This is a genomic window from Poseidonibacter ostreae (genome assembly GCF_009208075.1).
In the GTDB taxonomy this organism is placed as follows: domain Bacteria; phylum Campylobacterota; class Campylobacteria; order Campylobacterales; family Arcobacteraceae; genus Poseidonibacter; species Poseidonibacter ostreae.
In genome coordinates this window covers 25,792-52,391 of sequence record NZ_WFKJ01000016.1, presented here as the reverse complement: position 1 = coordinate 52,391, position 26,600 = coordinate 25,792, and the positions used below count along the sequence as shown (strand labels likewise).

The following is a 26,600-nucleotide window of genomic DNA, read 5'->3' as shown; positions in this document are numbered from 1 at the left end:
GCATATACCAGAGTCAACATTTATTTAAAAAATAAAAAGCAATTTATATAATTATTAACTATATTTATATATAATATATACATATTAATTATAAATGTATCTCGTTAGGAAGTTTTTAATGACAAAAGAACAAGAATTATTTATCCAGCGCTTTTTAAGTGAACTTGAAGAAGATAATGTTGCAATATTTGCTGGAGCTGGATTGTCATCTTCTGCTGGGTATGTAAATTGGAAAGAGTTATTACGCCCCTTAGCTGAAGGGTTAAGTTTGGATATAGACGAGGAGCAAGACTTAGTTGGGATTGCACAATATTACTTAAATGAGAATGGCCGTAACCGCATAAGTCAGCAACTAATGGATGAAATTGCGACTGCAAAACAACCAACTACAAATCATCAAATATTGTCACGACTTCCGATAAAAACATATTGGACAACAAACTATGACAAGTTAGTAGAAAAGTCATTGGAAGATGCAGGTAAAATCGTTGATGTAAAATACACTAACAATCATTTAGCTGTTACCAAGAAAAAAAGAGATGCGATTGTTTATAAAATGCATGGTGATATAGATCATCCTGACACCGCAGTTTTAACTAAAGATGATTATGAAAAATATCCATTAAAAATGAAGCCGTACATAACTGCACTTTCTGGAGATTTAGTTTCTAAGACATTTTTATTTATAGGCTTTAGTTTTACTGATCCTAACTTAGATTACATAATGAGCCGTGTTAAAGCATATTTTGAAGAACACCAAAGACAACATTATTGTATTTTTAAGCAATGTAATGAACATGAGTTTGAGAATCCTGAAAATTATGAAAATGCGAAGATAAAACAAGCATTGCTCATAAAAGACCTAGCTAGGTTTCAAATAAAAACAATCCTAGTAGAGAACTACTCTGATATCACAGAAATTTTACACAGGATTGATAGAGCTTATAGAAGAAAAACTGTTTTCCTATCAGGTAGTGCACATGAATTCTCTCCATTCAATCAATCAGATGTTGAATCATTCCTTTGTCAATTAGGAAAAGTTTTAATCGAAAGAAACTGTAAAATATCATCAGGAATTGGACTAGGAATAGGAAATGCTTTTATAACAGGTGCTATTCAAGGTGTTTATACTCACCATAATGGATATATAAATGACTATTTAAATATGAGACCATTTCCACAATATATAGAAGATAAAAAAATACGAGATGATACTTGGGAAAAATATAGATATGAAGTTATAGGTGATGCAGGTATCGCAATATTCTTCATGGGTAATAAAATAGTTAACGGTAGTACTGTATTAGCAGATGGTGTTAGAAAAGAGTTTGAGATAGCACATGAATTAGGTTTGGCACTGATACCTGTTGGGTGTAGTGGTTCTATAGCAAAAGAACTCTGGCAAGAAGTTATGGGTAATGTTACAAAATTCTATGATGAATCTAATGAAGCATTGATTCAATCAATCAATGAGCTTGGTGAAGATGTAGAAAAACCAGAACAATTAATATCAAAAATTATCAACGTAATTGACATAATGTCAAAGGAGTAAAAAATGGCAAGACGAGTATTTTTCAGTTTTCACTATCAGTATGTATGGAAAGTCAATCAAATTAGGAATATGCCTAATATAACTGGTACTGCAGCTGCAGGATTTCAAGATGCTTCACTTTGGGAAGAATCTAAGAAAAAGAGTGACAAGGCAATCAAAAATCTAATTGATGAAGGGTTAAAGAATACATCTGTTACTGTTGTTTGTATTACATATGGTACAGCTAATCGTGATTATATTAATTACGAAATTGACCAATCTTTAGCTAGAGGTAATGGACTTGTAGCAGTGCAAATTCATCACTTGAAAGATTCAAATAGTCAAACAGGTTCACCAGGTGCAATACCATCAAAAATTGAAGCTAATGGCTTTAAATCATATAAATATACTAATAAAGAAGACTTGGCAAGATGGATTGAAGAAGCTGCTACATTAGCAGGTAAATAGTACTTAACAAGTTGATAAGTGGAAAATGACAGTTAACATCGTTCTGTAATTATAGCCAATTGCTATTTTCCATTTATCAAGGCGTAATTCTAATACAAAAAGGAGATTAATGTCATTAAGAAAAAAAAGCACTGAGATAAAGAGACTTATTGATGCTTTTGAATCTGAATCAAAAAAATTTCATGATATTACATTTAGTACATATACTATTACTCAATCTTCTCCTAGCAACATGAGATTCAAAAGTCCTAATCATGCAATTAATCTTTGGCAATACTATGGGAAAATCAATGAAAATCATACATCTGAAGATTTCATAGAAAACTTTAAAGAAAGTGACCCTCAATGGGGAATTCGTGGTGCAAAAATCTCTGCATTTGGCTTAATTGAAGGTGATACATGTGAATTGTTTTTAAAAATGGCAAGAAGAGCTGCTCATCTTTTTAGTAAAAAAGAAGCTGATATTATTAGTTCAAAAGTTGTTTATGAAATACGAGAAAGTGAATCAGATGAAGCTTCTAAAACAATCGTTACTACAAATAGTAATTCATTGGCTATTTGGCTAAATTACCTTTTATATTATTTATCTATGACCTCACACAAACAAGAAGGAATTAGAGTTATAGATATTGATCCTTTTTCATTATCTCTACTAGCTTTAGAACAACTTCTAACTGAACCTACTATTAAAAAAGTAGATAAATCTTTATCAAAAGTGGATGATATTAATTTTGATGTCGCCTTGTCTTTCCCTGGCGAAAAAAGAGACTATGTATCAGAAGTGGCAACTATATTAAGAGAAAATCTTGAGGATGATTCTTTGTTTTATGACTTCGATTATCAATCACAACTCGCTCGCCCAAATATAGATATATTACTTCAAAATATTTACAGAAATAATGCAAAGCTAATTGTCGTCTTTCTTTCAAAAGAGTATGTACAGAAAGAGTGGTGTGGACTTGAATGGAGAGCTATAAGGGATATAATAAAGTCAAAAAGAGACGAACAAGTTATGTTTGTCAAATTTGATGATGCACAAATTGATGGTCTATTTGATATTGATGGCTATATCGATGCTAACATATTTACACCAAAAAACGTTGCTAATTTTATTATGGAACGAATAAAGTTACTTACCTAATAAATAGTAGAAATTTAATAGTGACTGTATGTTACTTTAATATTAAAAAACAAAATGATAAAGATTAAGAATATTTAAAAAGAATTTCATTCTATCATTTAATTCACGTCGTATCAATAGTTTTGAAGAGATAATAAAAAATGCGTACATAGGAAATGAGATTTATAAAAAATTAGGAGATAAAAGTAAGGAACCTAGAGAAATTATAGATTTAATATTAAAAATTTTAGAAAATTATAAATAAAGGATAATAAATGGCAAAAAAAGTATTTTTTAGTTTTCACTACCAGGATGTAATTGACTTTAGAGCTAATGTAGTAAGAAATCATGGTAGTTTTAAATTATCTAAACAAGATGCAGGCTATTACGATAGCTCAATGTGGGAGAAAGCAAAAAAAGAAAGTGAATTAGCACTTAAACGATTAATTAATACAGGTTTAAAGAATACTTCCAACACATGCGTATTAATTGGAACAGATACTTATTCTAGACCTTGGGTAAGATATGAAATATTAAAAAGTTTTTTGAAGAAAAATCATATTTTTGGAGTTCATATAAATTCAATAAAAGGAAAAGATCAGCATACAAAAACATTAGGAAGAAATCCTTTTTTAGATGTGGGTGTGACTTTTTCAGAGGATGGTAAAAAGGTTACTTTATGGGAAAAGATAAATACTGAATGGGTTGAGTTTACTAAAATTGAAAATAAATCAACTTTTGATAATCCTTACAATATAAATGATGATAGAAAGGGAGAAGGTTTTAGCTTGAGTCATTTTTATTCAACTTATGATTGGAAAGATGATGATGGATATAATAATTTCTCTAATTGGGTAAATTAAAAATTATCATGAAAGAGGAAACAAAATATAAATATGATGTAGCATTATCTTTCGCAGGAGAAGATAGAGAGTATGTAGAAGATGTAGCAATTTTTCTTAAAGATATAGGAATAAAAGTATTTTATGATAAATTTGAAGCAGACAGTTTGTGGGGTAAAAATTTGTATGATCATTTGCAAGAAATTTACAAAGATAAAGCAAAGTATTCTATCTTATTTATTTCAGAACATTATAAAAAGAAAAACTGGACTACTCATGAACGACAATCTGCACAAGCAAGAGCGTTTGAAGAGTCTCGAGAATATATATTACCAGTAAAATTTGACAATACTGAAATACCTGGTATCAATTCTACAGTAGGATATTTAGATGCTAACGAATATAATCCAATTGACATTGCAAAAGTTTTTGTAAAAAAGATTGGCTTCGAAGCTAACAAAAGATGGTGGGGTCAATGGGAAAGAGACAACACTGTTTTAAGCAATAATGGAGATTTATTTATTAGAGAAGTAAGTGAAAAAGGTTTCTACTTTGATTTATTAGTTCAAAATGGTGCTCATTTGGGACATTTAGAAAATGAATATGCAAAATTTAATTCATATAATGAAGCTTTATTTGAATATACAAATGAATTTGATAATGAAATAAGTAGAATTCATTTCTTAAAGGTAAAAGATCAAATTCAATTAACACCCGAAAATTGCCATCAATTTCATGGTATGAGAGCCTATTTTGATGGTACATACAAATTTAAAAAAGATTTTTTTACTTACCATGAAGATATTATTGATGATGAAATATTATCAAAATTATATTCACTAGTAAATAACAATAATAAGTTATTTATAGAGCATGTAGATTCAAAATGGAATGATTTTTTAAAGTGCTTTAGTTCTTCTTTTGGTTGTGAAAATTTAGATGATTTTGATGCTAATATTATTGAATCTGCATTGCCAGGTTTTTATAGTGATTATGCGGCAATATTGATGATAGGTAAAAATAAAGAAATCTGGGGAGCATATTTTGATACACCTGAAATGTATTATTTTACGACAGAAAATAAAAATGAAGAGAAAGTACCTAAGACAATATCAAACTGGATGAAGAGATTTAAAATATAAATTAAATTTAACTATATTTGAGTGGAATTTATTTCTGTATTAATATATTAACTTTCAAAGATATGATCTGGGAACAAGAAATAGGTCAGAAACTTCTAAGTAATTTATCTCTCAATCTCTTACATTTGGTACAAAGTCAGTTGTTACATGCTTTACATGTTCCATAAAGTGTTCAAAAAATAAAAACTGTAAAGTTCCACAAAGCTTAAGAAGATATGGAACAAAAATTACAAGCATATATTTCTATCCAAATGATGTACTTTTATATTTTATGTTAACTTATTTTTTAAAGTACACAAGAGTTTAGCTTCTATTTAAACTATCAATCAAAGTACTTCTTTTTACATTAAATGTTCTACATATTGCAGCTTTACTCATTCCACCATCTAAAGCTTTTTTTATTGCAATTAATTTTTCATCATCTATTGCTCTTGGTCTTCCACCTCTTACTCCTCTTTTTTTAGCAGCTTCTAATCCAGCTTTAACTCGTTCTTGTATTAAAGATCGTTCAAATTGAGCTAGTGCTCCAAATATGTGGAAAAACAGTTCTCCTGATGCTGTTGTTGTGTCCATCCCTTCAGTAATTGATGCAAATGATATATTTCTATTTTTTAAAGAAGTGATTACACTAATTAGATGAGCTAAGCTTCTACCTAATCGATCTAATTTCCAGACAACTAAAGTATCTCCTTCTTTTAAAAATTCAATTGCTTTATCTAGACCAACTCTTTTATCTTTTGATCCAGATGTTTTATCAGAAAATATATTTCTTTCATCAACACCATATTTAATTAGTGCATCTTTTTGTAAATTCAAATTCTGATCATCTGTTGAGACTCTTTTATATCCTACTAGCATACGAAAAACCCCTTTATTATAGTATTCGTATTGTATCACAATCCGATAGTATTTATCGTATATTATTTAGGTGTTTTTTTAAATATTTATAGATTTTTCAAGAGGGTGTCGAAAAACAGATGTTTTATATTAAGTATTTTAACTTGGGATATTAACTATATTATATATCACTTAAAGAGAATAGAAAATAAAGAATCATTCAAATTTTCATTGCAGAAAACTCATTTATTTTAACTCAGAACTGTTAAATTCTGAGTATTAATTTAGGTTACCTCTCCAATACATGATTATATTAATAGTAGAAAATTAAAAGAAGAAACCAAAGTTAAATAGACTTCGGTTTTTAAATCTAAGAATTAGACACCTGGGGTAATTCCCCATACACTGGTATTTGATATTTATATATTGGATAATAAGAGGTTAAAAAAATATATAATATATTTTTTAATTGATATATTGATTTTTTTAGTATTATTAAGTTATTTTAATTATAATAATAAAAAATATTTAATCTAGGAAGTTGCATGTCAGAATCTAACTTTATTTTTCTTGAACAACATGATCCAGTGTTTTTTCAATTGGCTTCTATGGCAGAACAGTTTTTTAGAGCTGACCCAAATACAACACTGATTAAGATACGTCAACTTTCTGAAGCATTTTCAAAAGAAATAGCTTCGCAATTAAATATATCACCCTTTACATATTCAAATCAAAATGAACTCCTTTATTCTATAGATAGACAACTTTCTTTGGATCCAGTAGTAAAAGACCTTTTTCATACTATTCGTAAGGCAGGGAATAAAGCAGTACATGAATTCAATACTAATCATAAGCAAGCAATTGATGTTCTTCGCTTAGGACATAAACTTGCTGTTTGGTATCATCGTGCATTTGGAAATAATTCAAATTTTATAGAAGATCCTTTTATTCTTCCTTCTGATCCTACAGAACAACTTCAAAAAATTCAAGAAGAGGCTGAAAAACTCAAAACTCAACTCCTAGAAGCAAATCAAACTTTAGATGAAAATAGAGAACTTATTAAACTTCAAGAAGAAGAATCAAATGAGTTTTCCAATATTTTTAATAAAATGGAGTCTGATAAACTTGAGCTTAAAAAGAAAGTAAAAGAACAAGAAAAAGAATTAGAATCGACAAGCAAGGCATTTGATGAAAAACTGGAAGCTATTTCTAAATTAGAAAAAGATCAAAAAGAAGAAAAAGAACTTAATCAGGCACTAAAAAGAAAAGTAAAATCTGCATCATCAAAGATTCATCTTACTGAAGATGAAACAAGAGAGATTATAGATATTAAATTAAATGAAGCGGGTTGGATAGCCGACACACATACTCTAGCGTATGCAAAAGGAACAAGACCTAAAATAGGTAAAAACTTAGCAATTGCAGAGTGGCCTTGTTATAACCCTCATACAAAGAAAAATACACGTGCAGATTATGTTTTTTTTATTGGTCTTAAACCTGTTGCTGTTATAGAGGCGAAGAAATTTGGAAATGATGTGGCTGATGATTTACGTCAAGCAGAAGAGTACAGTCGAGACATTAATCTAGAGAGTATTGACAAAATTTCAAAAAATGAAGGTGTAAATATAGAGCTTGATCAGTGGCTTATTTCTTCAACTTCAGATGAGAAATATACTATTCCTTTAGCTTACTCAACTAACGGTAGAGAGTATCAAAAGCAAATAGAAACAAAGAGTGGTATATGGTTTAGAGATTTAAGAGGTATTACTAATAAACCGAGAGCCATTGTAGGATGGCCAACACCAGATGAAATAAAAAAACTTTTATTAAGAGATGAAAATGCTATTATTGATAAAATAAAAGAAGATCATTGGGGAACACTTGAACTTCGTAACTATCAAAAAGATGCCATTCATAAAACAGAAGATGCCATTTTAAATAAACAACGTCAAATTCTTATTGCTATGGCAACAGGTACAGGTAAAACTAGAACGGTTATCGCTTTAATGTATCGTCTTTTAAAAGCAGGTTATTTTAATAGAATTTTATTTTTAGTAGATAGGGGTGCTTTAGGTAAACAAACACAAGATACTTTTGCAGAGATCAGACCTGATGGGATACTTACATTTGATGAGATATATGATATTAAAGAATTAAAAGACAAATCTCCAGATACAAAAACTAGAGTTCACGTAGCTACAGTTCAATCAATGGTAAAGCGTGTTTTAGCTTCAGATAAAGTTGTACCGATAGGTCAATATGATTGTATCATTGTAGATGAAGCTCATAGAGGTTATACACTTGATAAAGAAATGACTGAGGGAGAGATTGAACTTAGAGACTTTAATGAATATGTATCTGCTTATAGACAAGTTTTAGATTATTTTGATGCAATACGTATTGGATTAACAGCAACACCTGCAACACATACTGTAGATATTTTTGGTGCACCTGTATACACTTATTCATACAGAGAAGCAGTAATAGATGGTTATCTAATTGATTCAGAACCACCTTATAGCTTTGATACTCAACTTAGTAAGCATGGTATTCATTTTGAAAAAGAAGATGAAGTAACAGTATTTAATCAAGTAGGTGAAGTTCGTACAGAAATACTTGAAGATGAAATGGATTTTGAAATAGAAGACTTTAATCGTAAAGTACTAAGTCCAGAATTTAATAGAGTTATCTGTGAAACCTTGGCAGCAAACTATTTAGATCCTACTGATAATGAGAAAACTCTTATATTTTGTGTTAATGATAATCATGCGCAATTAGTAGTAGAGGAAATGAAAAAAGCTTTAGACAAATTTCATGGGGATCAACCAAATAAAGCAGTTATGAAGATAACAGGGAAAATTCGTGATCCTTTAGGGGCTATACGAGAATACAAAAATGAATTATTGCCAAATATAGCTGTAACTGTTGACCTTTTAACTACAGGAATAGATGTACCTGAAATAGTAAATCTTGTCTTTTTAAGACGAGTTAGATCTCGAATTTTATATGAACAGATGAAAGGACGTGCAACAAGATTATGTCCTGATATAAATAAAGATATTTTTAGAATTTTTGATGCAGTAAGTCTTTATAAAGTTTTAGAAAAGGTAGATACAATGAAACCTATTGTTCAAAAGGTATCTGTACCTATTACGCAACTTATTGATGATTTAAATAATGAGGCTTCATATCAGTATAGTGGAGAAACTTTTGGAGAGACATATTCAAAAACTCATGCAGATGATGTTCATGAACAATTAATCGTAAAATTACAACGTATTACTAGACGAACGAAAAAAATAGAAGAATTTCCAGAAGCAAAAAAAGCTTTTGATTTATTAAATATATTAACTAGAAGAGAACTTTCTTGTGAATTTAATGAACTACCTCAAAAGATAAAAGAACTTACAGCAAGAGAAACAGGTATCTTTTTTAAAAATAACCCTGATATATTAGGATTTATGGTTAATTTAAGAGCTGGACTTAAAATTGGTGATTCAGATATTGTTATTTCAAACCATGAAGATAAACTTTTAGGAATAAATCGTGGTTATGGTACAGATACCGATGGTAATGAAATTCAAAAACCTGAGGATTATTTAGAAAGCTTTAATGTATTTATTAATGAAAATAAAAATAAAATTGCTGCAATTAAAGCTGTATTAACACGACCTAGAAATTTAACAAGAGCAGATCTCAAATCATTACGATTAATATTAAGCGAACATAATTTTAATGAAACACATCTCCATGAAGCATGGAAAAAGGCTAAAAATGAAGATATTGCGGCTACAATCATAGGTTATATCCGTTCATCAGCACTAGGTTCACCACTAATACCTTATTCTCAACGTGTAGAAACTGCATTAGCAAAAATAAAAACTTCTCAGACTTGGAATAACAATCAACTTAAATGGTTAGATTTACTAGCAAAACAGATAAAAAAGAATATAATTATTGATGAAGAAGCTCTTCAAAATACACCTTTTAAAGAAAAAGGTGGTCGTAAACAATTAGAACGATTTTTTGATAATAAACTAGATGAAATACTAGATAACTTTGATACATATATTTGGGAACAATCAGCATAAACAATAAGGAATAATTTTTGAATACAAATGATATAGTAAGTAAACTATGGGGATTATGTAACATCCTAAAAGATGATGGAATTACTTACCATCAGTACGTAACTGAACTAACACTTTTAATCTTTTTAAAAATGGCAAAAGAGACAGGAGTAGATACTCGTTTACCTGATGGGTATCGTTGGGATGATCTTTCTTCTTTAGATGGTATAGAACAACACCACTTCTACCGTAAAATGCTCGTAGAACTAGAATCTGCAGATGATAAACTTGTATCTGCAATCTACCAAGGAGCACATACAAATATTAGAGAACCTAAATATCTAGCACAACTTATAGATGATATCAATAAACTTGAATGGTATGCTTTAGATAGAGATGACCTTGGTGACATGTATGAAGGATTATTAGAAAAAAATGCAAATGAAACTAAGTCTGGTGCAGGTCAATACTTCACACCAAGAGTTCTTATTAATTCTATAGTGAAACTGATGAAACCTCAAGTAGGTGAAGTTATCCAAGATCCAGCAGCAGGAACAGCAGGTTTTTTACTCTCTGCAGATAGTTATATTCGTAAAGCTACATCTGACTATTTTGATTTAGAGGAAGCGCAAATCAGTTTTCAAAAAAATAAAGCTTATATAGGTATGGAGCTAGTTCCAGATACTCATAGACTTGCTCTTATGAATACTATGCTTCATGATTTAGAGGGTGATGAAAATGGTGTTATTCGTCTTGGAAATACACTAGCATCAGAAGGTCAAAAACTTCCTAAGGTGGACTTAATGTTATCAAATCCTCCTTTTGGAACGAAAAAAGGTGGTGGACTGCCAAGTCGTGATGACTTTACTTACCCAACTTCAAATAAACAGTTAGCATTTTTACAACATATTTACAGAGGTTTAAAAGCAGGTGGAAGAGCAGCAGTTGTACTTCCTGACAATGTTCTTTTCGAAGGAAATATTGGTAAACAGATACGTCAAGACCTTATGAATAAATGTAATTTACACACTATTCTTAGACTTCCTATAGGCATCTTTTATGCTCAAGGTGTAAAAACAAATGTTCTCTTTTTTGAAAGAGGTAAATTAGATACCAACAACACTAAAGAGACTTGGGTTTATGACCTTCGAGCCAATATGCCAAAATTTGGAAAACGTACGCCACTTACAGATAAGCACTTTACAGAGTTTGAGAAAGCATACGAATCTAAAAAAAGAATAGATGAGGGAGTAACTGGCCGTTTCAGATGTTTTTCAAGAAAATATATATCAGAACATGACGACTCATTAGATATTTCATGGATGAAAGATGATAGTTTAGAAAATTCAATAGATTTACCTACTCCTGATATTTTGGCTACTGAAGCGAAGGAAGAGCTTTCTGCAGCTATTAGTGAGCTCGAAGAGTTGATGACACAACTTGGAATAGAGGTAGAGTAGTGAGTTTGCAAAAAGGATGGATTGAAACAAGTTTAAAAAATCTTATCTCTGCAAAAGGTCTTCTGTCAGATGGTGATTGGATAGAGAAAAAAGATCAAGATCAAGAAGGTAAAATACGATTAATTCAGCTTGCAGATATAGGCGATGGTTTTTTTAAAAACAAATCTGATAGATATATAAATGAAGAAACTTTTGAAAAATTAAATTGTGAAGAAATAATAACTGGTGATATTTTAATAGCACGTTTACCAGATCCATTGGGAAGAGCTTGTATTTTTCCAAAACTAGAAAATAAATGTATAACTTCTGTAGATGTATGTATCTTAAGGCCAAGTGCAGAGTATATTGATTCAAAATGGTTACACCATTTTATTAATGCACCTAAAAGTAGAGAGTATATTGAATTAAACTCAAGTGGAACAACCAGAAAAAGAATTGCAAGAAAAAAACTAGAAGTACTTGTGATACCATTACCTCCTTTCAACGAACAAAAACGAATAGCTCAAAAAGTAGATCAACTACTTTCTAGTGTTTTAAGCATTAAAACTCGCCTTGAAAATACATCAAAAATCATTGAACGTTTCCGTCAATCTATTCTTACTGCTGCTGTATCTGGAGAATTAACAGAGGAATGGAGAAAGGGGAATGTTGATTCTGAATGGAAGAATACAGCAATTAAGGATGTTACAATTAAAGTTGGTTCAGGTTCAACACCAAAAGGTGGTAAAAGTGCTTATAAAGAAAGTGGAATAGCACTAGTCCGTTCAATGAATATTCACTTCTCTGGAATAAAATATAAAAACTTAGCTTTTATAGATGAGGAACAAGCAAAAAAATTGAAAAATGTTATGATAGAAAAAGATGATGTTCTTCTTAATATTACTGGTGCTTCAATTGGTCGTGTTACATTGGCTCCTTTAGATTTAGTTGGAGCTCGTGTAAATCAACATGTAAGTATTATACGAACAATAATTGATAAATTAATGCCTGAGTATTTAAATATATATTTATCATCGCCTTTAACTCAACAGTGGATTCAGTCTGAAAATTATGGAGGAACTAGGGAAGCACTTACAAAAACAATGATTTTAGAATACAAAGTTTCTCATCCATCTATAAAGGAACAAAAAGAAATAGTATCCCAAGTAGAATACTTATTCTCTCTAGTTGATACCTTAGAAGATAAAATTGAAGCTGCAAACAAACGGGTAAATAAACTTACTCAAAGTATTCTAACCAAAGCTTTTAAAGGAGAACTCGTTCAACAAGACCCTAACGATGAACCTGCAGAAGAGCTACTAAAACGAATAAAATCTGAGCAAGAAAGTAGTAAGACTAAAAAAGCAAAAAACACTAAAAAGAAAACAATAATACAACAAATAAAGATTAATACAATTGAAGATTTATCTGATTTTTTAGTAAAAGAATTTCTAGATAAATATTTTACAATAGAAAATGTAATAGAAAAAAAGAAAGATGATAAACAAAAATTAATTAAGTTGATATTTCAATTAATAAGTACTAAAGAATTTGTATTAAAAAATAAAGTTTATTCAATAGTAAGTAGTTTTAAAAAAGATCAACAAATAATACAGATTAAGGAGAAAGCAAATTGAAGTTATTATCCCTAAAAATAAATCAACAATATAAGTCTTTAAATGATTTTGATTACACATTTAGAGTTCCAAACTCTGAATATAATGAATTTGAACCAATTTGTCTAGTTGGTTTGAATGGTTCAGGTAAATCAAATATAATAGAAGCATTATCCGAAATTTTTGCTTACTTAGATTTATATACATTAGAATATGAAAAAGTTCCTCAGTGGGCAAGAAAAAGTCCACTTTCATTTGAAATAGAATATTTACTAACATTTATTAGTGGTAAGATACATGTTAAAATAAGTTGCTTAAAAGGGAAATATCCTAAATTCTCGACTATTGATGAGTTTGATGAAGTATCAGAAGTCGACATTTCTAAGGACTTATTACCTACATTGATAATTGGTTATTCCTCTGGTCATAATGAAAGTATCAGTTACCCATATTTAAAAAATCAAGGTTTTTATGCGGAAGAAGTTCTTCAATCAGCTAAAGCTAAAAAAGAGGAACCTGTAGCTCACACACGTACGCTATTTATGGATTATGAAGTAAATTCATTAATTTTTATTACAAATTATCTATTTTCAAAAGATACAAGTGCATTTAAGCAATTAATTAGAGTTGATCAACCTTTTAGTTTTCAAATTAACATTAATTTAGACAAAGTAATAATAACATCAGAATTATACGAAATAATTCATAAGCTTACGAATATTGCTAATTATAAAGAAGGTGACTTAATATTAAACTGGCAACTCCATTTTCTACTAAATCATACAACCCAAAAGGCTGTACAGGATTGTTTTGAATCAGAATCTGATTTTTTTACATCTTTATATAAGCTAACTTTACTTAACGCAATAAGGCTTACTAAACCCGAGAGACAGTTTTATATTAAAGAATTGAAAGAAGGATCTTTATTAAGAGAAAAACCTCCTGTTGTATCCAAAGAAAATAAAGTTTTTAATATAGATGAATTAATAGTGAAATTGTCTTCTCCTGCTATAGATATTGGATATTCTGGATTAAGTGATGGGGAGCATCAGTTTATACATATAATTGGAACAATAATGCTGTTTAACCAGACTAATTGTCTTTTTCTACTAGACGAACCTGAAAGTCATTTTAACCCTCAGTGGCGTTCTCAATTTATAAATATAATAAGTAAGACTATTACTCATAATAATTCTGAATTTATTTTATCTACACATTCTCCATATGTTGTTTCTGCAGCAAAAAAGGAAAATGTATTAAAATTTACTAGAGAAGAGGAAGTTATTACTTATAAAGAGCCCACAAGGGAAACTTTTGGTGCTGCATTTGAAGAGATACTACTTGAATTATTTGATGTGAACACTCATATCTCAACTTATTCAGAGAAGTATATAGAAAAATTAATAAATGAACAAGATTTGTCAAAAATGGAAAAATCAATATCCAATATTGCTAATTCTTCTGTAAAACAATACTTATATCAAGAAATTCTCAGATTAAGAAAAAGTGGTAATAAATAATATGTTTTATACTATTGAAAAAGTTGATGATCATCCTTGTATAGGTATGCAGAGTATTTTAAATATCTTTTTCCAAAATATATTATCTACTGGTAATTGGTCAATATCCAAACAACATCATTTACTTCAAGCAGCTAATGGTAATACTACTTTGATTAAAGATCTTAGAAAATTAAATAGAAAGATAAATTCTAAAAATAACATTGTTAAACAAACAATTAATCACCAGTTTATTAATAATAATAAAATTGAAGAGCTTTGTTTTGGTACTATACCGTTAGAAGATAATATAAAGTGGGATATAGATTTTGGAAAAGAAATAAAAAGCTTTTTTGACACTTCATATCCAAGTAAACTAGATCTTTCAATTTTTAAAAGAACAGGTTGTCGAATAAAACCAACAAAACGTTTTTACCAAGACTTTATATTAAAAAATGGTCATGTCTGCCCTTTTTGTTCAATTCTTACTCATAAGAATCCTTTTGGAAAGAAAAGAGGTGATTTTGATCATTATTTAGATAAAACGCACTATCCTTTTTCATCACTAAATCTTGATAATCTGATTCCTATGTGTACTGAATGTAACCAAGACTATAAACATACAGATAATTTATTAAAAACATCTTCTGGAATAAAAAGAAAGTTTATTTATCCGTATAGTATTACGAATCCATTTATATTAGTGATTAGGAATATGGATCAAGATAATATGAACTGGAAGTTTAATATTTGTATTTTTTCAAATTTAGATTATAATTTACTACATGATTTTGATGACGTATTTAATATTGGTGATCGTATTAAAAGGGAATTATCTAAACGTTATGATAAATGGATTAAGGAGGAAGTTAAACGTTATATTATTACTCAAGGACCATTAAGCATAAATGGATTTAAGAAATATTTATTAGATGTTGCAAAAAATGTAATTGATATAAATGATAGAACAATTGAAGCTACATTACTTCAATATGCATTATTTATATATTTAGGAACTACGATAAATGAAGAAGTCAATGATATATTCTTGGGTAGTTTCCTATTTAATTATATTTAAATATAAAGACAAAATAATATAAGTAGTTATAACTGTGATATGAAATCATAAGATTAGTTTTACAAAATTAAAAAGGAGAATTAAAAATTTCTCCTTTTCAAAGATATGAAGTTAGATATAAAACATTATTAATATATTTAAATCCAAGAGCTCAATTTATTTACATTATTATTTAGTAGTTTTAATTTTATCTAAGTAATTACTATACCAATTAATTAAACCTTTCATAGACTTTTTGTAAGATGCACGATTATAAGCTTCTTTCACTTTATTAGATTCCTTATGTGAAAGTAGTGCTTCAATAACTTCTCCACTGAATCCATGCTCTTCCATATTTTCATATGCAATAGTAGAAAACATAGCTCTAAAACTATGAGGTACAAATTCTTCTTTTGTATATCCCATTCTTCTTAATGCTCCAATAAGAGTATTATCACTCATTGGTTTATCTTTTGCTCTAAAGCTTGGAAATACATATGTACCATTTCCCGTAAATTGTTTTACTTCTTCTAGTATTTCTATTACTTGATTTGGAAGTGGAAGTATAAATTCTATTTTTGTTTTCATTTTTGAAGCTGGTATTATCCATACTTTATTTACTAAGTCTATTTCAGACCATTCACAATATCTAATGTTATAACTTCTTACAAATACGTAAGGAAGCATTTTTAAAGCCATCTTAGTTGTGTAATCTCCTGAGTATTCATCAATAGCTAAGAGTAAGCCTTTTATATCTTTATCTTTGGCAAAAGTAGGGTAGTGTTTCTTTTCTCTTTTTCCTAAGATATTTTTTTGTTCTATGTCTGCAACTATATTATGAGGTACATATTCTAAAGTAACTGCATACTTATATATTTTATTTATTATCATTAGAACTCTACTTGCAGTATCTTGTAAATTTCTTTCTTTTAGTATTTTAAGTATTTCAATTAAATCTAATCTTGTTACATCTTCGATTGGTTTATCTTTCATATATTTATATACGTAGTTTTCTAATGCACGACCTAGTTTTATATGATAGTTTTCAGATACTTCTGTTTGATAGTTTTCATGCCATTCTTGAGAAACTTTATAAAAAGTATTTTCTTTTTTCTTTTCAACTTTTAGTACTTCTTCTTTTTTTTGTTTCTTTTGTTCATTTGGATCTATATCATTTGCTATTAAAGATTTATACTCTTCTCTTTTTGCTCTTGCATCTTTTAGAGATAAACTTGGATATGTTCCTAATGCTATAATTTTTTCTTTATTATTAAACCTATATTTGAATCGCCATCTTTTACCACCAGTTTTTGCTACTAATAAAAACAATCCTCCACCATCAAAAAGTTTATAATCTTTTTCTTTTGCTTTAGTTGTCTTAATTTGTGTTGCAGTTAGTGGTAGGGTACTTCTTGCCATTTGATGATTCCTTTTAGGGGTACTTTTTTATTTGCTTAGGGGTATTTTATCATTGTATCCCTAAATATGCCCCTAAAGGTTTTAGATTTGATGGTATTTAGTTAGACTGTGTTGGTTGATAAAGTCGCTAAATAGCCTATATATTAGTGTCAGGATAGACTTTATAAGATTTGTTTAGATTGTATATTGGTGGAGATGTCCTCCTACAAACATATACTGCTAGTTCCCATTAAATAGGATTTTATATAAAAGGTTGTTTCAAAAAGTATCATAAAGAGTATCATAAAATATAAGTGTGTAGTTCAATCTCAATTGTGAGACTTGGGTTCAATCCCGTATTTAATAACTAGAATATGATTATATTCATAATATCATTAATTTATAGAATAGCAGCACTTCAACATCATTTCAACAAAAACTAAAAATTTTTAACATTCATTAACATCTTGTAACATACAACATTTAAATTCATGTTCAATATCTTCATCATTCCAGTATATACAATCTTTTTCCAAAGTAGATAAATATTCATGAGCTTTTTTAGTTTGTTGATTAGCTTCAATACTTAATTTTAAATGTTCTTCTGCTGTTAGTGTTGCTTCATTTCTTTTTTGTGCAATTAGTTCTAACTTTAAATGCGATTGGTATATTAAATTCATAGAATTACATATTAATTCTAAGTTAGAATAATGCTTTCTTCTGTCTCTTTCATTTAATGGTTTTAATGTAGTTTCTAAGCTCTCTAAGCTTTCAATCTTTTCAAGTGGTATGAGTTGTAACATGATCTATAATTTTACTTTCTTGGTAGTCTTTAGTAGTGATTTAGTATCAGACATCATTTAGTTTTATTTTAATCATTTCATTTTGATTTGTATATTCATTGAAGCATTGAAGCCCACTATCTTTTAAAATAGTTTTATCTTCTAATCTATTAAGTTGATTATCAATATTTGATTTAATTAAAAATAGTTCTTTAAGTGAGGCTTCTTTTAAATCTTTTTGTAAAATTGCATCATCTACCTTTTGCAACTGCTCCAGCAATATTTTATATTTATTTTTTCTTGTATATTCAAATTCTTCTTTGATCTTTACCATAGATTCAAACTGTATATCATTTATTTCATTTTGATATAACCTTGACCATTTAATCAAGGTACTTTTTGAAGTTTTTAATGTAGTAGCAATTTTATCAAAGGTAACTCCATCAGCTCGTAATATTATAAATTCTTTTTGTTTAGCATTCATTCTTGATCTCATCATAGTATTTATTGATTGTTACATAAGCAATACCAGTTCTTTTATGTATTTTGTACTTTGTAGGCTTCATATCTTGAAGATGTAGGCTTTTAATTGTTTCTTTGATAGATTGTTTGATTCTTTGAGTTTTAATCGCACGAGCTTTCATTAGACTTGTATCTGCTGTTACTGTTGCAACTGCATCAAGTGGAGTGATTGCTTCCAATTCTTCATAAATAGATAGATTTCTACCTTTTACTATTTGCTTAATCTTTTGGAATAGTTCTACATCTATTGATATAATCATTAAATAGCCTCTTAATAGTATAAATTAATTGTATATTATACTATAAATTAGCTATTTAGTATTACTTACTTTTATGATTATGTAATTATACGATTTCTTTATATTTACTATTGTTTTTAAAAATAACTACTTTATTTTCATTATGTTGTATAACACCATTTAATCTAATTGTTCTGCTCCTGAACACAAAAATATAAACTATCGAGCTAATAATTAGCCCAAGAATACTAATAAAAAAACCTAATAAAAGGCTTAAAATAGCAAATATAAATGTTGTTAATCCTACTGCTACAAAATATCTACCTAAAGAAAAAGGAGATTTCAACTCAATAACAAATCCTTCTTTATTTTGATTAACAAGATTCCACCCATTGCTAATTGATTTATTTAAATAGTTGTTTATCTTTGTTTGTAATTCCTCTGTAATTTCTTGCATTTATTCTATCCTTGATCATAGATAATCTTTTGTAAATCTTTTATCTTAACTTTTCTTTTTCAATAATTCTTTTTGTTCTTCAAATTCTTCTTTAGTTAGAAGTCCATTTTTAAACATCTCTCCTAATGCAATTAAATTATCTGTATTATTATTGATATTATCAATTTTGTTATTTTCATTTTTCACATATAAAGTTTTTATAAATTTAGGTTCAGACACATTATATACTGAAAGCTTTACATAAGTTTCCATATTTTTAATCTCAACATATGAATTATCTATTTTATTACTTAAAAAAAGAGTGTCTTCATTATCAGTTTTTGCAACAAAAGAATTTTCTTTATAAAATTCCAAAGTTCTTTCTTTAATTAAAGAAAATGTAACTTTCTCTGTTACGGGTAACTTATAATTAAATCCTTTCTCTGTCTTTTTTTCTTCATATTCATTGTTTATTTCTGAATTACTCTCATCCTTTTTAGAAGATTTTGTAAAAACTGATAAAACAATCCCAATTAGTATTCCTAAACCACTCACATATAAGTAATTTTGTTGTTGATTAATTAAACTTATATTTACTACTCTTCTTCCCATACTTGTTAAAACAGACACATCCATATTAAAAGCAAACAAGCCAAATAATAAAGAAACTATTGTTAATATAATCCCAAATATTTTCATTCTTTTTCTCCAGGTACAACCTATAAGTTGTTTTTATTAATGCACTCACATCATTTTTAATACTACCAAAATAATTATTTTATTTTATATAAATCTAAAAATTTTATTTTTTATATTTATATTTAATCTTTATAGTTACATCTGCAAATCTTTTATCTTTTTGCAATAGCTCTTTTATCTTCTGTTCAAATTCTTCTTTAGTCATTACTTACCTTTGCTAAATTAGTGATTTGTTTAAATTCATAGAGTGGCAATGCTAGATATTTTATATTAGGAATAGAGAACGTTCCTTCAATTCTGAACAAGATACCATCTAAGCCATTTTTAAATGCTTTGTTATAAATACAGATTTTATCCAGCATTAAGACATCAGTTTCATTTATATAATAAGTATCTGTATATGCTTTTATTCTTTTGTCAAAATATCTTTTTAAATAAAAGTGCTGCTGCAACTGTTGCAAATTAGGTTTAATAGGTAAATCCTTGCAAATATCAATACTACTAATATTCTTTAAGATAGATATTATCTTGCTAACTATGTGTTGAGGTGGTGGGTCTTTGTGATACTGTCTTAGGCCAAAGATTACCATGATAGCAGTTCTGTATTTTGGCGCATCTTTATTGCTGTTGTAATAGTAGACATTGTAGTTTTCTAATTGGTAGGCACTTGTAACCTCATCAGCATCTAATCTTTTTTTGAGTTTATCCATTATAGTTCGATCATTTTTATTAATCTTTTGCCACTTGCCTAACTTTTCCAACTGCTGCAATTTATACCTTTTGTTGAATTTACTTCTGACACTATCTATCTCTAAATTCTCTTCATTGGTTTTATTAAATTCATTGATAAGATTTTGTATTTCTGCTAGTATGTTCATAGAGTTTCTACCTTTATATTAAGAACTTCAATTCTTAAGCCATATTTTTAAACTATCAACAAAGCCCTTTTACTCGTGGGGCTTCATTGATTATTAGATTAATTCTTCTTTTTTAATTGTATGATATTGTACTACATAAAGGGGGGTGTTTTTTTAATCCTTAAAGTACCAATATTCTTTTATTTTCTGTTGTTTAGTATTCCCATTGGTGTTAGTTTCTCTTCACTCATTAAGTCTTTTACTTTTGATTTAAAATTACTGTCAAGTCTATAAATTCCAATAGGTGCAATTTTCCCGTTTTGTTTCATTACATTTCTTTTTTCAGTAAAAAAAACAATATCTCTAACATAGTCATATTCAAATTTAAATGCAACTGCTAATTTTATTCTTATTTGCTTTCTTACCACATCAGCCAAATTTATATGCTCAAATAATTCTTTTGCATAATAACTACATAATCTATCATCATCATTTAAAGCCATAGTTAGTATTTTTTTTTCAAGAGGTGTAAACTTCATATTACACCTCATCATTATTTACATTTAATTGCTCACACGCTTTTTCTATTTCATAATTTACATCAAGTGCAATATGATTTAGAATATCTGTGAATACATCTTCTATTTTATGTTTCTTTGTATAACTTTCAATTATTGAGTAAATCTCATGATGTAGCTCTTCTAGTTCATTAATATTTACTAAAGGATTCATTCTTACATTATCAAATCTTTGTAAGTAGTAATTGATTAGTATTAGTTTCATTTTATAACCCTCCATTGAAGAGGGCATCTAATTCATCTACTGAATAAACTGTTATTCCTTCTGATACATTTATAGCTCTAATCTTTCCACTTTTAACAAAGTTATAAACTGAACTTCTTGAAATACTGTATCTTTCAACTATTCCTTTTATTCTTAAAAACTTTATATTTGCTTTTCTAATCTCTTCTGGCATATTTTTCCTTTATGAAAATTGCTTGACTAACTAAGTGTTAAAAGTGTTCCCTTATGTAGCAATATGTAAATTCTCTTTCTTTTTATAGATAAAGTCTTGACTGAATGCTTTCTAATATACTAATATAAATCAACTATAAATATAATGGGTTAAAATTTAACTCTCAACAAAAAAAGGATTGTTTCAATTGCTACCAACAATTAAAACAAACTCCTTTAACTAGATATAAACATCATTAGTTTATATGAAACATTGAAATTATAGCATAGAAGTTACATAAAGTAACATATGTAAATATTTGTTACATAAAGTAACAAGTCAATAATTCGATAGAGTAGGCTTTCTAAGTAGTATTTAAATTTCTAAATTTCTTTTTATTCATTCTTATTTTTCTAATAAACTCATAATATAATCACTCCAAAACTTCATTAATGGCTTTTGTTGCTCCAAATAACTTACAGTATTTAAATATGCTAATTCTACTTTAGTCAAGTTTTTGTAATGGTCAAGAACACTTTCTAATATTTTATCACTTATGTCATGCTCTTGCTGTTTTTCTTCTAAGATGGTTCGGTATGACCCCCTAAATGAATGTAAAGTATGCTTTTTAGTTGCTGTATATCCTAATCTTATTAATGCAGCATTTGGACTTTCTTCTGCAATAGGCTTTATATTATTTGCTCCAATAAAAACATATTCTTTAAGTTCTGTATATTTAGTCATAAGTTCTTTTTGTTCTTGAAGTATATTTATTACTTCATCAGTTAAAGGAAGTCTAAAATCAGGTAAATTAAGATTTTTAACTTTCATTAGTTCTCTTGGTATTGTAAGTGTTTTATTTTCAAAGTCTATGTGTTCCCATTTAAGGTTACATAAGTTACTCGCCCGTAATGGTATGTGAATAACCAGTCTTAATGCGTTTCTTATTGAAGGCATACCTTTATATGAGTAGATACTATTAATTAACTCTTTAAATGTTTTTTCATCTGTAATTTTTTCGTAGTTCATAGGGGTTCTTTTTTTTGTAAGTACATGCTTTTTCTTTATATTTGCTAAATAGTTGTATTTACAATATTCGTGAGTAACAGCATATGACCATAAATCGATTAAATAATTAAATAGTCGTGAAGCTGTTTCTGCTGCTGTTTTTTCTTTTTCTTCTAATACATGGAATAATTCAAGTTTTGTAATATCTTTAATATGCTTATTTTCAAAGTATGGTAATACTGAACTAACAAAAACTTGATATTTCTTTTTGTATGTAATGTCTTGTATCTTATCTTTTTGACCTTCAAACCATTTATCCATAACACTTTTAAACATTCCATCAGCTTCAGCAGTCTCTTTTTGTTTCAACTCTTCTAAATATTGTATAACATCAAAGCCATTACCTAATATTTCATTGTATCTTTTAACAATACTTCTTGCTTCTGACAAAGTTGCGATTGTAATATTTGAGATTTCTAAATCAGTCATTTTCTCTATCTTTTTTTTCTCACTCCCACTAACATATTTTGATAAAGTTTTTTTCCTTCTTTTTGGGGCTATACTTATTTTATATGTTTTTCTTCCATCTTGATCTAATACATCTTGATTATTTTCATCTTTAATTAGTGTTTTTCGTTCTTCTTTAAGTATTGGACTTGAATAAATGAATTCCCAAATTTTAGAACCATTCTTTTTTACTAATAATCTTAATCCATTTCCATCAACTAAAACATAATCTTTATCTTTTGGTTTTGTACCTTTTATTTTTGTATCTGTTAAGGGGATTATTTTCTTAGGCATTAATTGAGTCCTTTTTTAGTCTTTGATACTCTAAAACTATTAAGTATCATAAAAATTATATCAGGGTATCATTAAAAGTATCATAAAAGATTGATTAGTATTAAATAGTATTGTATGCTATGAAGTGATTAAAGCTCTATAAATGCCTAAAGATAGGCTTTAAATGAATAGTATTGAATGTATTAAAATAATGGATTGGTGGAGATGTCCGGGATTGAACCGGAGTCTTAAAACATATCCGCACAGCGTCTACATGTTTAGAAGAGGTCGATTAATTTCACTTTTTATAAGCTCAACCTGCAAGGCTTATAAAAGATAAGATTTGGAATGTCTCTTCAAAGTTAAATCAACTCTTTAAAGATAAGCTATTGGGGTGAGCCCATTTTGATCTACCTATATAGCATCAGTAGAATGAGCCTCCTAGTCTCGACCCACTTAAGGGGAGTCTAAATTAAAACTTACGCTGCTGCGTAAGCTGGAGAATAATTGTTATTATTTGCGTTTAAAAAAAATGAACCGTGTAACGGCGTGTTCAGGCCGACATGCAACTGAACTTCAATGCTCTAATCGAAGCCAAATCATCCCCATATAATATTCGCAACTTTAACAAATATTTACTTAAAAGATAATATAATCCTTTTAATATAAAATATAAGAGGTCAAAAATGGCAAATTCAAATACTGGTATCTTAATAATAGGTGCAGGTGGGGTTAGTAGAGTAGCTACTGTTAAGTGTGCGATGAATATCGATACGTTTGAAAAGATTACGTTAGCATCTAGAACTATTTCAAAATGTGAATCTATAAGAGATGATATTTTAAAGAATCAAGGTGTTAGCATTGATGTTGCATCTGTTGATGCAGATGATGTTCCTGCACTTGTTGCTTTAATACAGCAAGTAAACCCTAGAGTTGTTTTAAATGTGGCATTACCTTATCAAGATTTAACAATTATGGATGCTTGTACAAAAGCAGGTGTTGATTATGTTGATACTGCAAATTATGAACATCCAGATGAAGCAAAATTTGAATACAAAGAACAATGGGCAAAACAAGTGCAATTTGAAAAAGCTGGTATTAAAGCTCTTTTAGGTTCAGGATTTGATCCAGGAGTTACTGGTGTATTTTGTGCATATGCTCAGCAAAATTTATTTGATGAAATAAACTATATTGATATTATGGATTGTAACGCAGGAGATCATGGATATCCTTTTGCTACAAACTTTAATCCTGAAATAAACTTAAGAGAAGTATCTGCAAATGGTAGATATTGGGAAGAAGGTAAATGGATTGAAACTAAACCTTTAGAAATAAAAGTTGACCATGATTATCCAGAAGTTGGTGTAAAACCTTCTTACCTTTTATATCACGAAGAGTTAGAGTCTTTATGTAAAAATATTAAAGGTTTAAAAAGAATTAGATTTTTTATGACTTTTGGAGATTCTTATATTCAACATATGAGATGTTTAGAAAATGTTGGTATGTTAGGTATTAAAGAAGTTGAGCATAAAGGGCAAAAAATTATTCCTATTGAGTTTTTAGCTACCCTTTTACCTGATCCTGCCTCACTGGGTCCCCGAACTGTAGGTAAGACAAATATTGGTTGTATAATAACTGGAATTAAAGATGGAAAGAAAAAGAAAGTATATATCTATAATATTTGTGATCATCAAGAGTGTTACAAAGAAACAGGAGCACAAGCTGTAAGTTATACTACGGGAGTTCCAGCAATGATTGGTACTAAGATGATTTATAAAGGTATTTGGGATGGCAAAGGTGTATTTAATATTGAAGAGTTTGATGCTAAGCCATTTATGGATGAATTAATGACACAAGGTTTACCTTGGAAGATATTAGAATTACCAGTTGATTAAGAAAAGATAAAATAAGTTTAAATTCTAAAACTAATTTTTTAATTAAGTACTTTTGCAATTAATAAACTTGTATAATATTTTATAAAATATTAGGAGTTAATAATGCAAAAATATATATGTACAGTGTGTGATTATATTTATGATCCAGCAATAGGTGATCCAGATTCTGGGATAGAAGCAGGAACTGCATTTGAAAACATACCAGATGATTGGGAATGCCCAGATTGCGGTGTAACAAAAGAGGATTTTGAGCCATTTGAAGAAGATTAAAGAGACAGTAAATAGTTTTGATAAGTTACCAAGTCCTAGTTTTGTATGTGAACAAGACTTATTAGAAAAGAACTTAAAATTATTAAAAAAGATACAAGATGAAGCAGATGTAAATATCCTTTTAGCTCTAAAAGGTTTTGCCCTGTATTCAACATTTGATTTATGTAAAAAATACTTAAAAGGATGTTGTGCTTCAGGACTTCATGAAGCAATACTAGCACGAGAAGAGTTTGGTGGAGAAGTTCATACTTATTCACCTGCTTTTAAAGATGAAGAGATTGACGAAATCATTGAGCTTTCAAATCATTTAGTTTTTAACTCTTTTAATCAACTGAATCAATTCAAGAGTAAAGCGATTGGAAAAACTTCAATTGGTCTTAGAATAAATCCTGAATACTCAAGTGTTGAGGTTGATTTATATAATCCTTGTGCTATTAATTCAAGACTTGGAATCACAAAAGAGAACTTTCAAGAAGATAATTTAGAAGGTGTTGAGGGTTTACATTTTCATGCTCTTTGCGAACAAAATGTTGATGCTCTAGAAGGAGCTTTAGAAGCTTTTGAAAAAAACTTTTCTCAATATTTTTCACAATTAAAATGGGTAAATTTTGGTGGTGGACATCATATTACAAGAAGTGATTATGATGTTGAGGGCTTAATAAAACTATTAAAAGAATTCAAGAAAAGATATCCTCATTTAAAAGTATTTTTAGAACCAGGTGAAGCAGTAGGTTGGCAGACTGGATATTTAGTAGCAACAGTTTTAGATGTTATTAAAAATGGAATGAATTTAGCTATTTTAGATACTTCAGCAGAAGCTCATATGCCAGATACTCTTGCTATGCCATATCGTGCAGAGATTAGAAATGCAGGAAATGTAAATGAAAAGAAATATACTTATAGATTAGGTGGAAATACTTGCTTAGCTGGAGATATTATTGGGGATTACTCTTTTGATAAACCTCTAGAAGTAGGGGATAAAATCATTTTAGAAGATATGATTCACTATACAATGGTAAAAACTACCACATTTAATGGAATAAAATTACCATCAGTTGTAATAAAAGTATCAGATGATTGTTATGAAATTGTAAACAACTTTGGATATAATGAGTATATAAGCAGACTTTCATAAAGG

General features: G+C 28.7%; 26 protein-coding genes and 1 other RNA gene. 13 read left to right on the top strand and 14 right to left on the bottom strand.

Annotated features, from left to right (window positions below; genetic code table 11):
* The first annotated feature begins 94 nt into the window (after positions 1 to 94).
* The 5 genes from GBG18_RS06820 (at position 95) to GBG18_RS06800 (ending at position 5,103) form a co-directional block, all read left to right on the top strand.
* Positions 95 to 1,552, top strand: a complete 1,458-nt coding sequence (locus GBG18_RS06820; protein WP_226898693.1) for an SIR2 family protein — start codon at positions 95 to 97, stop codon at positions 1,550 to 1,552.
* Positions 1,553 to 1,555: 3 nt separating this feature from the next.
* Complete coding sequence (locus GBG18_RS06815) at positions 1,556 to 1,999, top strand: TIR domain-containing protein (RefSeq protein WP_152189615.1); 444 nt, start codon at positions 1,556 to 1,558, stop codon at positions 1,997 to 1,999.
* Positions 2,000 to 2,108: 109 nt separating this feature from the next.
* Entirely contained in the window at positions 2,109 to 3,140 is a 1,032-nt protein-coding gene (locus tag GBG18_RS06810; protein WP_152189613.1) for a TIR domain-containing protein, read from the top strand.
* 254 nt (positions 3,141 to 3,394) lie between these two features.
* On the top strand, positions 3,395 to 3,982 hold the full coding sequence (locus GBG18_RS06805; RefSeq protein ID WP_152189611.1) for a TIR domain-containing protein: 588 nt from the start codon (positions 3,395 to 3,397) through the stop codon (positions 3,980 to 3,982).
* A gap of 8 nt (positions 3,983 to 3,990) precedes the next feature.
* Entirely contained in the window at positions 3,991 to 5,103 is a 1,113-nt protein-coding gene (locus GBG18_RS06800; protein WP_152189610.1) for a toll/interleukin-1 receptor domain-containing protein, read from the top strand.
* Positions 5,104 to 5,214: 111 nt separating this feature from the next.
* Here the strand turns inward: GBG18_RS06800 and GBG18_RS15645 are convergent, their stop codons facing one another.
* Positions 5,215 to 5,340, bottom strand: coding sequence for a hypothetical protein (locus tag GBG18_RS15645; RefSeq protein WP_255467371.1), 126 nt, complete (start codon positions 5,338 to 5,340; stop codon positions 5,215 to 5,217).
* A 66-nt stretch (positions 5,341 to 5,406) separates the two neighbouring features.
* Entirely contained in the window at positions 5,407 to 5,961 is a 555-nt protein-coding gene (locus GBG18_RS06795; protein ID WP_152189609.1) for a recombinase family protein, read from the bottom strand.
* 524 nt (positions 5,962 to 6,485) lie between these two features.
* On the opposite strand from GBG18_RS06795, the gene hsdR reads away from it, so the two are divergent.
* From hsdR to GBG18_RS06770, 5 genes are read left to right on the top strand one after another with little or no spacing between them, the layout of a single operon-like run.
* Positions 6,486 to 10,031 carry a type I restriction-modification system endonuclease gene (hsdR, locus tag GBG18_RS06790; protein ID WP_152189607.1) on the top strand — a complete coding sequence of 1,182 codons (3,546 nt, stop codon included), beginning with the start codon at positions 6,486 to 6,488 and terminating at the stop codon, positions 10,029 to 10,031.
* Between the two features lie 17 nt (positions 10,032 to 10,048).
* The gene (locus GBG18_RS06785) at positions 10,049 to 11,470 is read left to right on the top strand and encodes a class I SAM-dependent DNA methyltransferase (protein ID WP_152189606.1); all 1,422 of its coding nucleotides are present in this window, start codon (positions 10,049 to 10,051) and stop codon (positions 11,468 to 11,470) included.
* Positions 11,470 to 13,086: a restriction endonuclease subunit S gene (locus tag GBG18_RS06780; protein ID WP_152189604.1), complete on the top strand. Its 1,617-nt coding sequence runs from the start codon at positions 11,470 to 11,472 to the stop codon at positions 13,084 to 13,086. Before GBG18_RS06785 ends, GBG18_RS06780 begins: the two co-directional genes overlap by 1 nt.
* Complete coding sequence (locus GBG18_RS06775; protein WP_152189602.1) at positions 13,083 to 14,585, top strand: restriction system-associated AAA family ATPase; 1,503 nt, start codon at positions 13,083 to 13,085, stop codon at positions 14,583 to 14,585. Before GBG18_RS06780 ends, GBG18_RS06775 begins: the two co-directional genes overlap by 4 nt.
* A 1-nt stretch (position 14,586) precedes the next feature.
* Entirely contained in the window at positions 14,587 to 15,642 is a 1,056-nt protein-coding gene (locus GBG18_RS06770) for a hypothetical protein (protein ID WP_152189600.1), read from the top strand.
* Positions 15,643 to 15,810: 168 nt separating this feature from the next.
* On the opposite strand, the gene GBG18_RS06765 is transcribed toward GBG18_RS06770, so the two are convergent.
* The 12 genes from GBG18_RS06765 to ssrA all read right to left on the bottom strand — a co-directional run bounded on the left by GBG18_RS06765 (position 15,811) and on the right by ssrA (position 23,904).
* Complete coding sequence (locus tag GBG18_RS06765) at positions 15,811 to 17,040, bottom strand: tyrosine-type recombinase/integrase (RefSeq protein WP_152189598.1); 1,230 nt, start codon at positions 17,038 to 17,040, stop codon at positions 15,811 to 15,813.
* Between the two features lie 428 nt (positions 17,041 to 17,468).
* Positions 17,469 to 17,822 carry a hypothetical protein gene (locus GBG18_RS06760; protein ID WP_152189596.1) on the bottom strand — a complete coding sequence of 118 codons (354 nt, stop codon included), beginning with the start codon at positions 17,820 to 17,822 and terminating at the stop codon, positions 17,469 to 17,471.
* Between the two features lie 46 nt (positions 17,823 to 17,868).
* Positions 17,869 to 18,285 (bottom strand): hypothetical protein, encoded by a 417-nt coding sequence (locus GBG18_RS06755; RefSeq protein ID WP_152189595.1) that lies wholly within the window; start codon positions 18,283 to 18,285, stop codon positions 17,869 to 17,871.
* Positions 18,275 to 18,583, bottom strand: coding sequence for a hypothetical protein (locus tag GBG18_RS06750; protein WP_152189593.1), 309 nt, complete (start codon positions 18,581 to 18,583; stop codon positions 18,275 to 18,277). The genes GBG18_RS06755 and GBG18_RS06750 overlap by 11 nt, the downstream gene beginning before the upstream one ends.
* Before the next feature lie 85 nt (positions 18,584 to 18,668).
* Positions 18,669 to 19,019, bottom strand: a complete 351-nt coding sequence (locus GBG18_RS06745; protein WP_152189591.1) for a hypothetical protein — start codon at positions 19,017 to 19,019, stop codon at positions 18,669 to 18,671.
* A 45-nt stretch (positions 19,020 to 19,064) separates the two neighbouring features.
* A complete protein-coding gene (locus GBG18_RS06740; RefSeq protein ID WP_152189590.1) occupies positions 19,065 to 19,697 on the bottom strand; it encodes a hypothetical protein in 633 nt (210 codons plus the stop codon).
* A gap of 197 nt (positions 19,698 to 19,894) precedes the next feature.
* Entirely contained in the window at positions 19,895 to 20,575 is a 681-nt protein-coding gene (locus tag GBG18_RS06735) for a hypothetical protein (protein WP_152189588.1), read from the bottom strand.
* A gap of 179 nt (positions 20,576 to 20,754) precedes the next feature.
* A complete protein-coding gene (locus GBG18_RS06730) occupies positions 20,755 to 21,093 on the bottom strand; it encodes a hypothetical protein (protein ID WP_152189586.1) in 339 nt (112 codons plus the stop codon).
* Position 21,094: 1 nt separating this feature from the next.
* The gene (locus tag GBG18_RS06725) at positions 21,095 to 21,337 is read right to left on the bottom strand and encodes a hypothetical protein (protein WP_152189584.1); all 243 of its coding nucleotides are present in this window, start codon (positions 21,335 to 21,337) and stop codon (positions 21,095 to 21,097) included.
* Position 21,338: 1 nt separating this feature from the next.
* A complete protein-coding gene (locus GBG18_RS06720) occupies positions 21,339 to 21,530 on the bottom strand; it encodes a helix-turn-helix transcriptional regulator (protein ID WP_152189582.1) in 192 nt (63 codons plus the stop codon).
* A 384-nt stretch (positions 21,531 to 21,914) separates the two neighbouring features.
* Complete coding sequence (locus GBG18_RS06715; protein ID WP_152189581.1) at positions 21,915 to 23,318, bottom strand: tyrosine-type recombinase/integrase; 1,404 nt, start codon at positions 23,316 to 23,318, stop codon at positions 21,915 to 21,917.
* A 196-nt stretch (positions 23,319 to 23,514) separates the two neighbouring features.
* Positions 23,515 to 23,904: a transfer-messenger RNA gene (gene ssrA, locus GBG18_RS06710) on the bottom strand.
* 79 nt (positions 23,905 to 23,983) lie between these two features.
* On the opposite strand from ssrA, the gene GBG18_RS06705 reads away from it, so the two are divergent.
* The 3 genes from GBG18_RS06705 to nspC all read left to right on the top strand — a co-directional run bounded on the left by GBG18_RS06705 (position 23,984) and on the right by nspC (position 26,597).
* The gene (locus tag GBG18_RS06705; RefSeq protein ID WP_152189579.1) at positions 23,984 to 25,192 is read left to right on the top strand and encodes a saccharopine dehydrogenase family protein; all 1,209 of its coding nucleotides are present in this window, start codon (positions 23,984 to 23,986) and stop codon (positions 25,190 to 25,192) included.
* 102 nt (positions 25,193 to 25,294) lie between these two features.
* On the top strand, positions 25,295 to 25,462 hold the full coding sequence (gene rd / locus GBG18_RS06700; protein ID WP_152189577.1) for a rubredoxin: 168 nt from the start codon (positions 25,295 to 25,297) through the stop codon (positions 25,460 to 25,462).
* On the top strand, positions 25,458 to 26,597 hold the full coding sequence (gene nspC / locus GBG18_RS06695; RefSeq protein WP_152189617.1) for a carboxynorspermidine decarboxylase: 1,140 nt from the start codon (positions 25,458 to 25,460) through the stop codon (positions 26,595 to 26,597). The genes rd and nspC overlap by 5 nt, the downstream gene beginning before the upstream one ends.
* The last annotated feature ends 3 nt before the right edge of the window (positions 26,598 to 26,600 follow it).

What these genes read in the sequence shown, in the direction of transcription:
- GBG18_RS06820 (WP_226898693.1), top strand. Translation starts at nt 95, where the DNA reads ATGTATCTCGTTAGGAAGTTTTTAATGACAAAAGAACAAGAATTATTT.
- GBG18_RS06815 (WP_152189615.1), top strand. Translation starts at nt 1,556, where the DNA reads ATGGCAAGACGAGTATTTTTCAGTTTTCACTATCAGTATGTATGGAAA.
- GBG18_RS06810 (WP_152189613.1), top strand. Translation starts at nt 2,109, where the DNA reads ATGTCATTAAGAAAAAAAAGCACTGAGATAAAGAGACTTATTGATGCT.
- GBG18_RS06805 (WP_152189611.1), top strand. Translation starts at nt 3,395, where the DNA reads ATGGCAAAAAAAGTATTTTTTAGTTTTCACTACCAGGATGTAATTGAC.
- GBG18_RS06800 (WP_152189610.1), top strand. Translation starts at nt 3,991, where the DNA reads ATGAAAGAGGAAACAAAATATAAATATGATGTAGCATTATCTTTCGCA.
- GBG18_RS15645 (WP_255467371.1), bottom strand. Translation starts at nt 5,340, where the DNA reads ATGCTTGTAATTTTTGTTCCATATCTTCTTAAGCTTTGTGGAACTTTA.
- GBG18_RS06795 (WP_152189609.1), bottom strand. Translation starts at nt 5,961, where the DNA reads ATGCTAGTAGGATATAAAAGAGTCTCAACAGATGATCAGAATTTGAAT.
- hsdR (WP_152189607.1), top strand. Translation starts at nt 6,486, where the DNA reads ATGTCAGAATCTAACTTTATTTTTCTTGAACAACATGATCCAGTGTTT.
- GBG18_RS06770 (WP_152189600.1), top strand. Translation starts at nt 14,587, where the DNA reads ATGTTTTATACTATTGAAAAAGTTGATGATCATCCTTGTATAGGTATG.
- GBG18_RS06765 (WP_152189598.1), bottom strand. Translation starts at nt 17,040, where the DNA reads ATGGCAAGAAGTACCCTACCACTAACTGCAACACAAATTAAGACAACT.
- GBG18_RS06760 (WP_152189596.1), bottom strand. Translation starts at nt 17,822, where the DNA reads ATGTTACAACTCATACCACTTGAAAAGATTGAAAGCTTAGAGAGCTTA.
- GBG18_RS06755 (WP_152189595.1), bottom strand. Translation starts at nt 18,285, where the DNA reads ATGAATGCTAAACAAAAAGAATTTATAATATTACGAGCTGATGGAGTT.
- GBG18_RS06750 (WP_152189593.1), bottom strand. Translation starts at nt 18,583, where the DNA reads ATGATTATATCAATAGATGTAGAACTATTCCAAAAGATTAAGCAAATA.
- GBG18_RS06745 (WP_152189591.1), bottom strand. Translation starts at nt 19,019, where the DNA reads ATGCAAGAAATTACAGAGGAATTACAAACAAAGATAAACAACTATTTA.
- GBG18_RS06740 (WP_152189590.1), bottom strand. Translation starts at nt 19,697, where the DNA reads ATGAAAATATTTGGGATTATATTAACAATAGTTTCTTTATTATTTGGC.
- GBG18_RS06735 (WP_152189588.1), bottom strand. Translation starts at nt 20,575, where the DNA reads ATGAACATACTAGCAGAAATACAAAATCTTATCAATGAATTTAATAAA.
- GBG18_RS06730 (WP_152189586.1), bottom strand. Translation starts at nt 21,093, where the DNA reads ATGAAGTTTACACCTCTTGAAAAAAAAATACTAACTATGGCTTTAAAT.
- GBG18_RS06725 (WP_152189584.1), bottom strand. Translation starts at nt 21,337, where the DNA reads ATGAAACTAATACTAATCAATTACTACTTACAAAGATTTGATAATGTA.
- GBG18_RS06720 (WP_152189582.1), bottom strand. Translation starts at nt 21,530, where the DNA reads ATGCCAGAAGAGATTAGAAAAGCAAATATAAAGTTTTTAAGAATAAAA.
- GBG18_RS06715 (WP_152189581.1), bottom strand. Translation starts at nt 23,318, where the DNA reads ATGCCTAAGAAAATAATCCCCTTAACAGATACAAAAATAAAAGGTACA.
- GBG18_RS06705 (WP_152189579.1), top strand. Translation starts at nt 23,984, where the DNA reads ATGGCAAATTCAAATACTGGTATCTTAATAATAGGTGCAGGTGGGGTT.
- rd (WP_152189577.1), top strand. Translation starts at nt 25,295, where the DNA reads ATGCAAAAATATATATGTACAGTGTGTGATTATATTTATGATCCAGCA.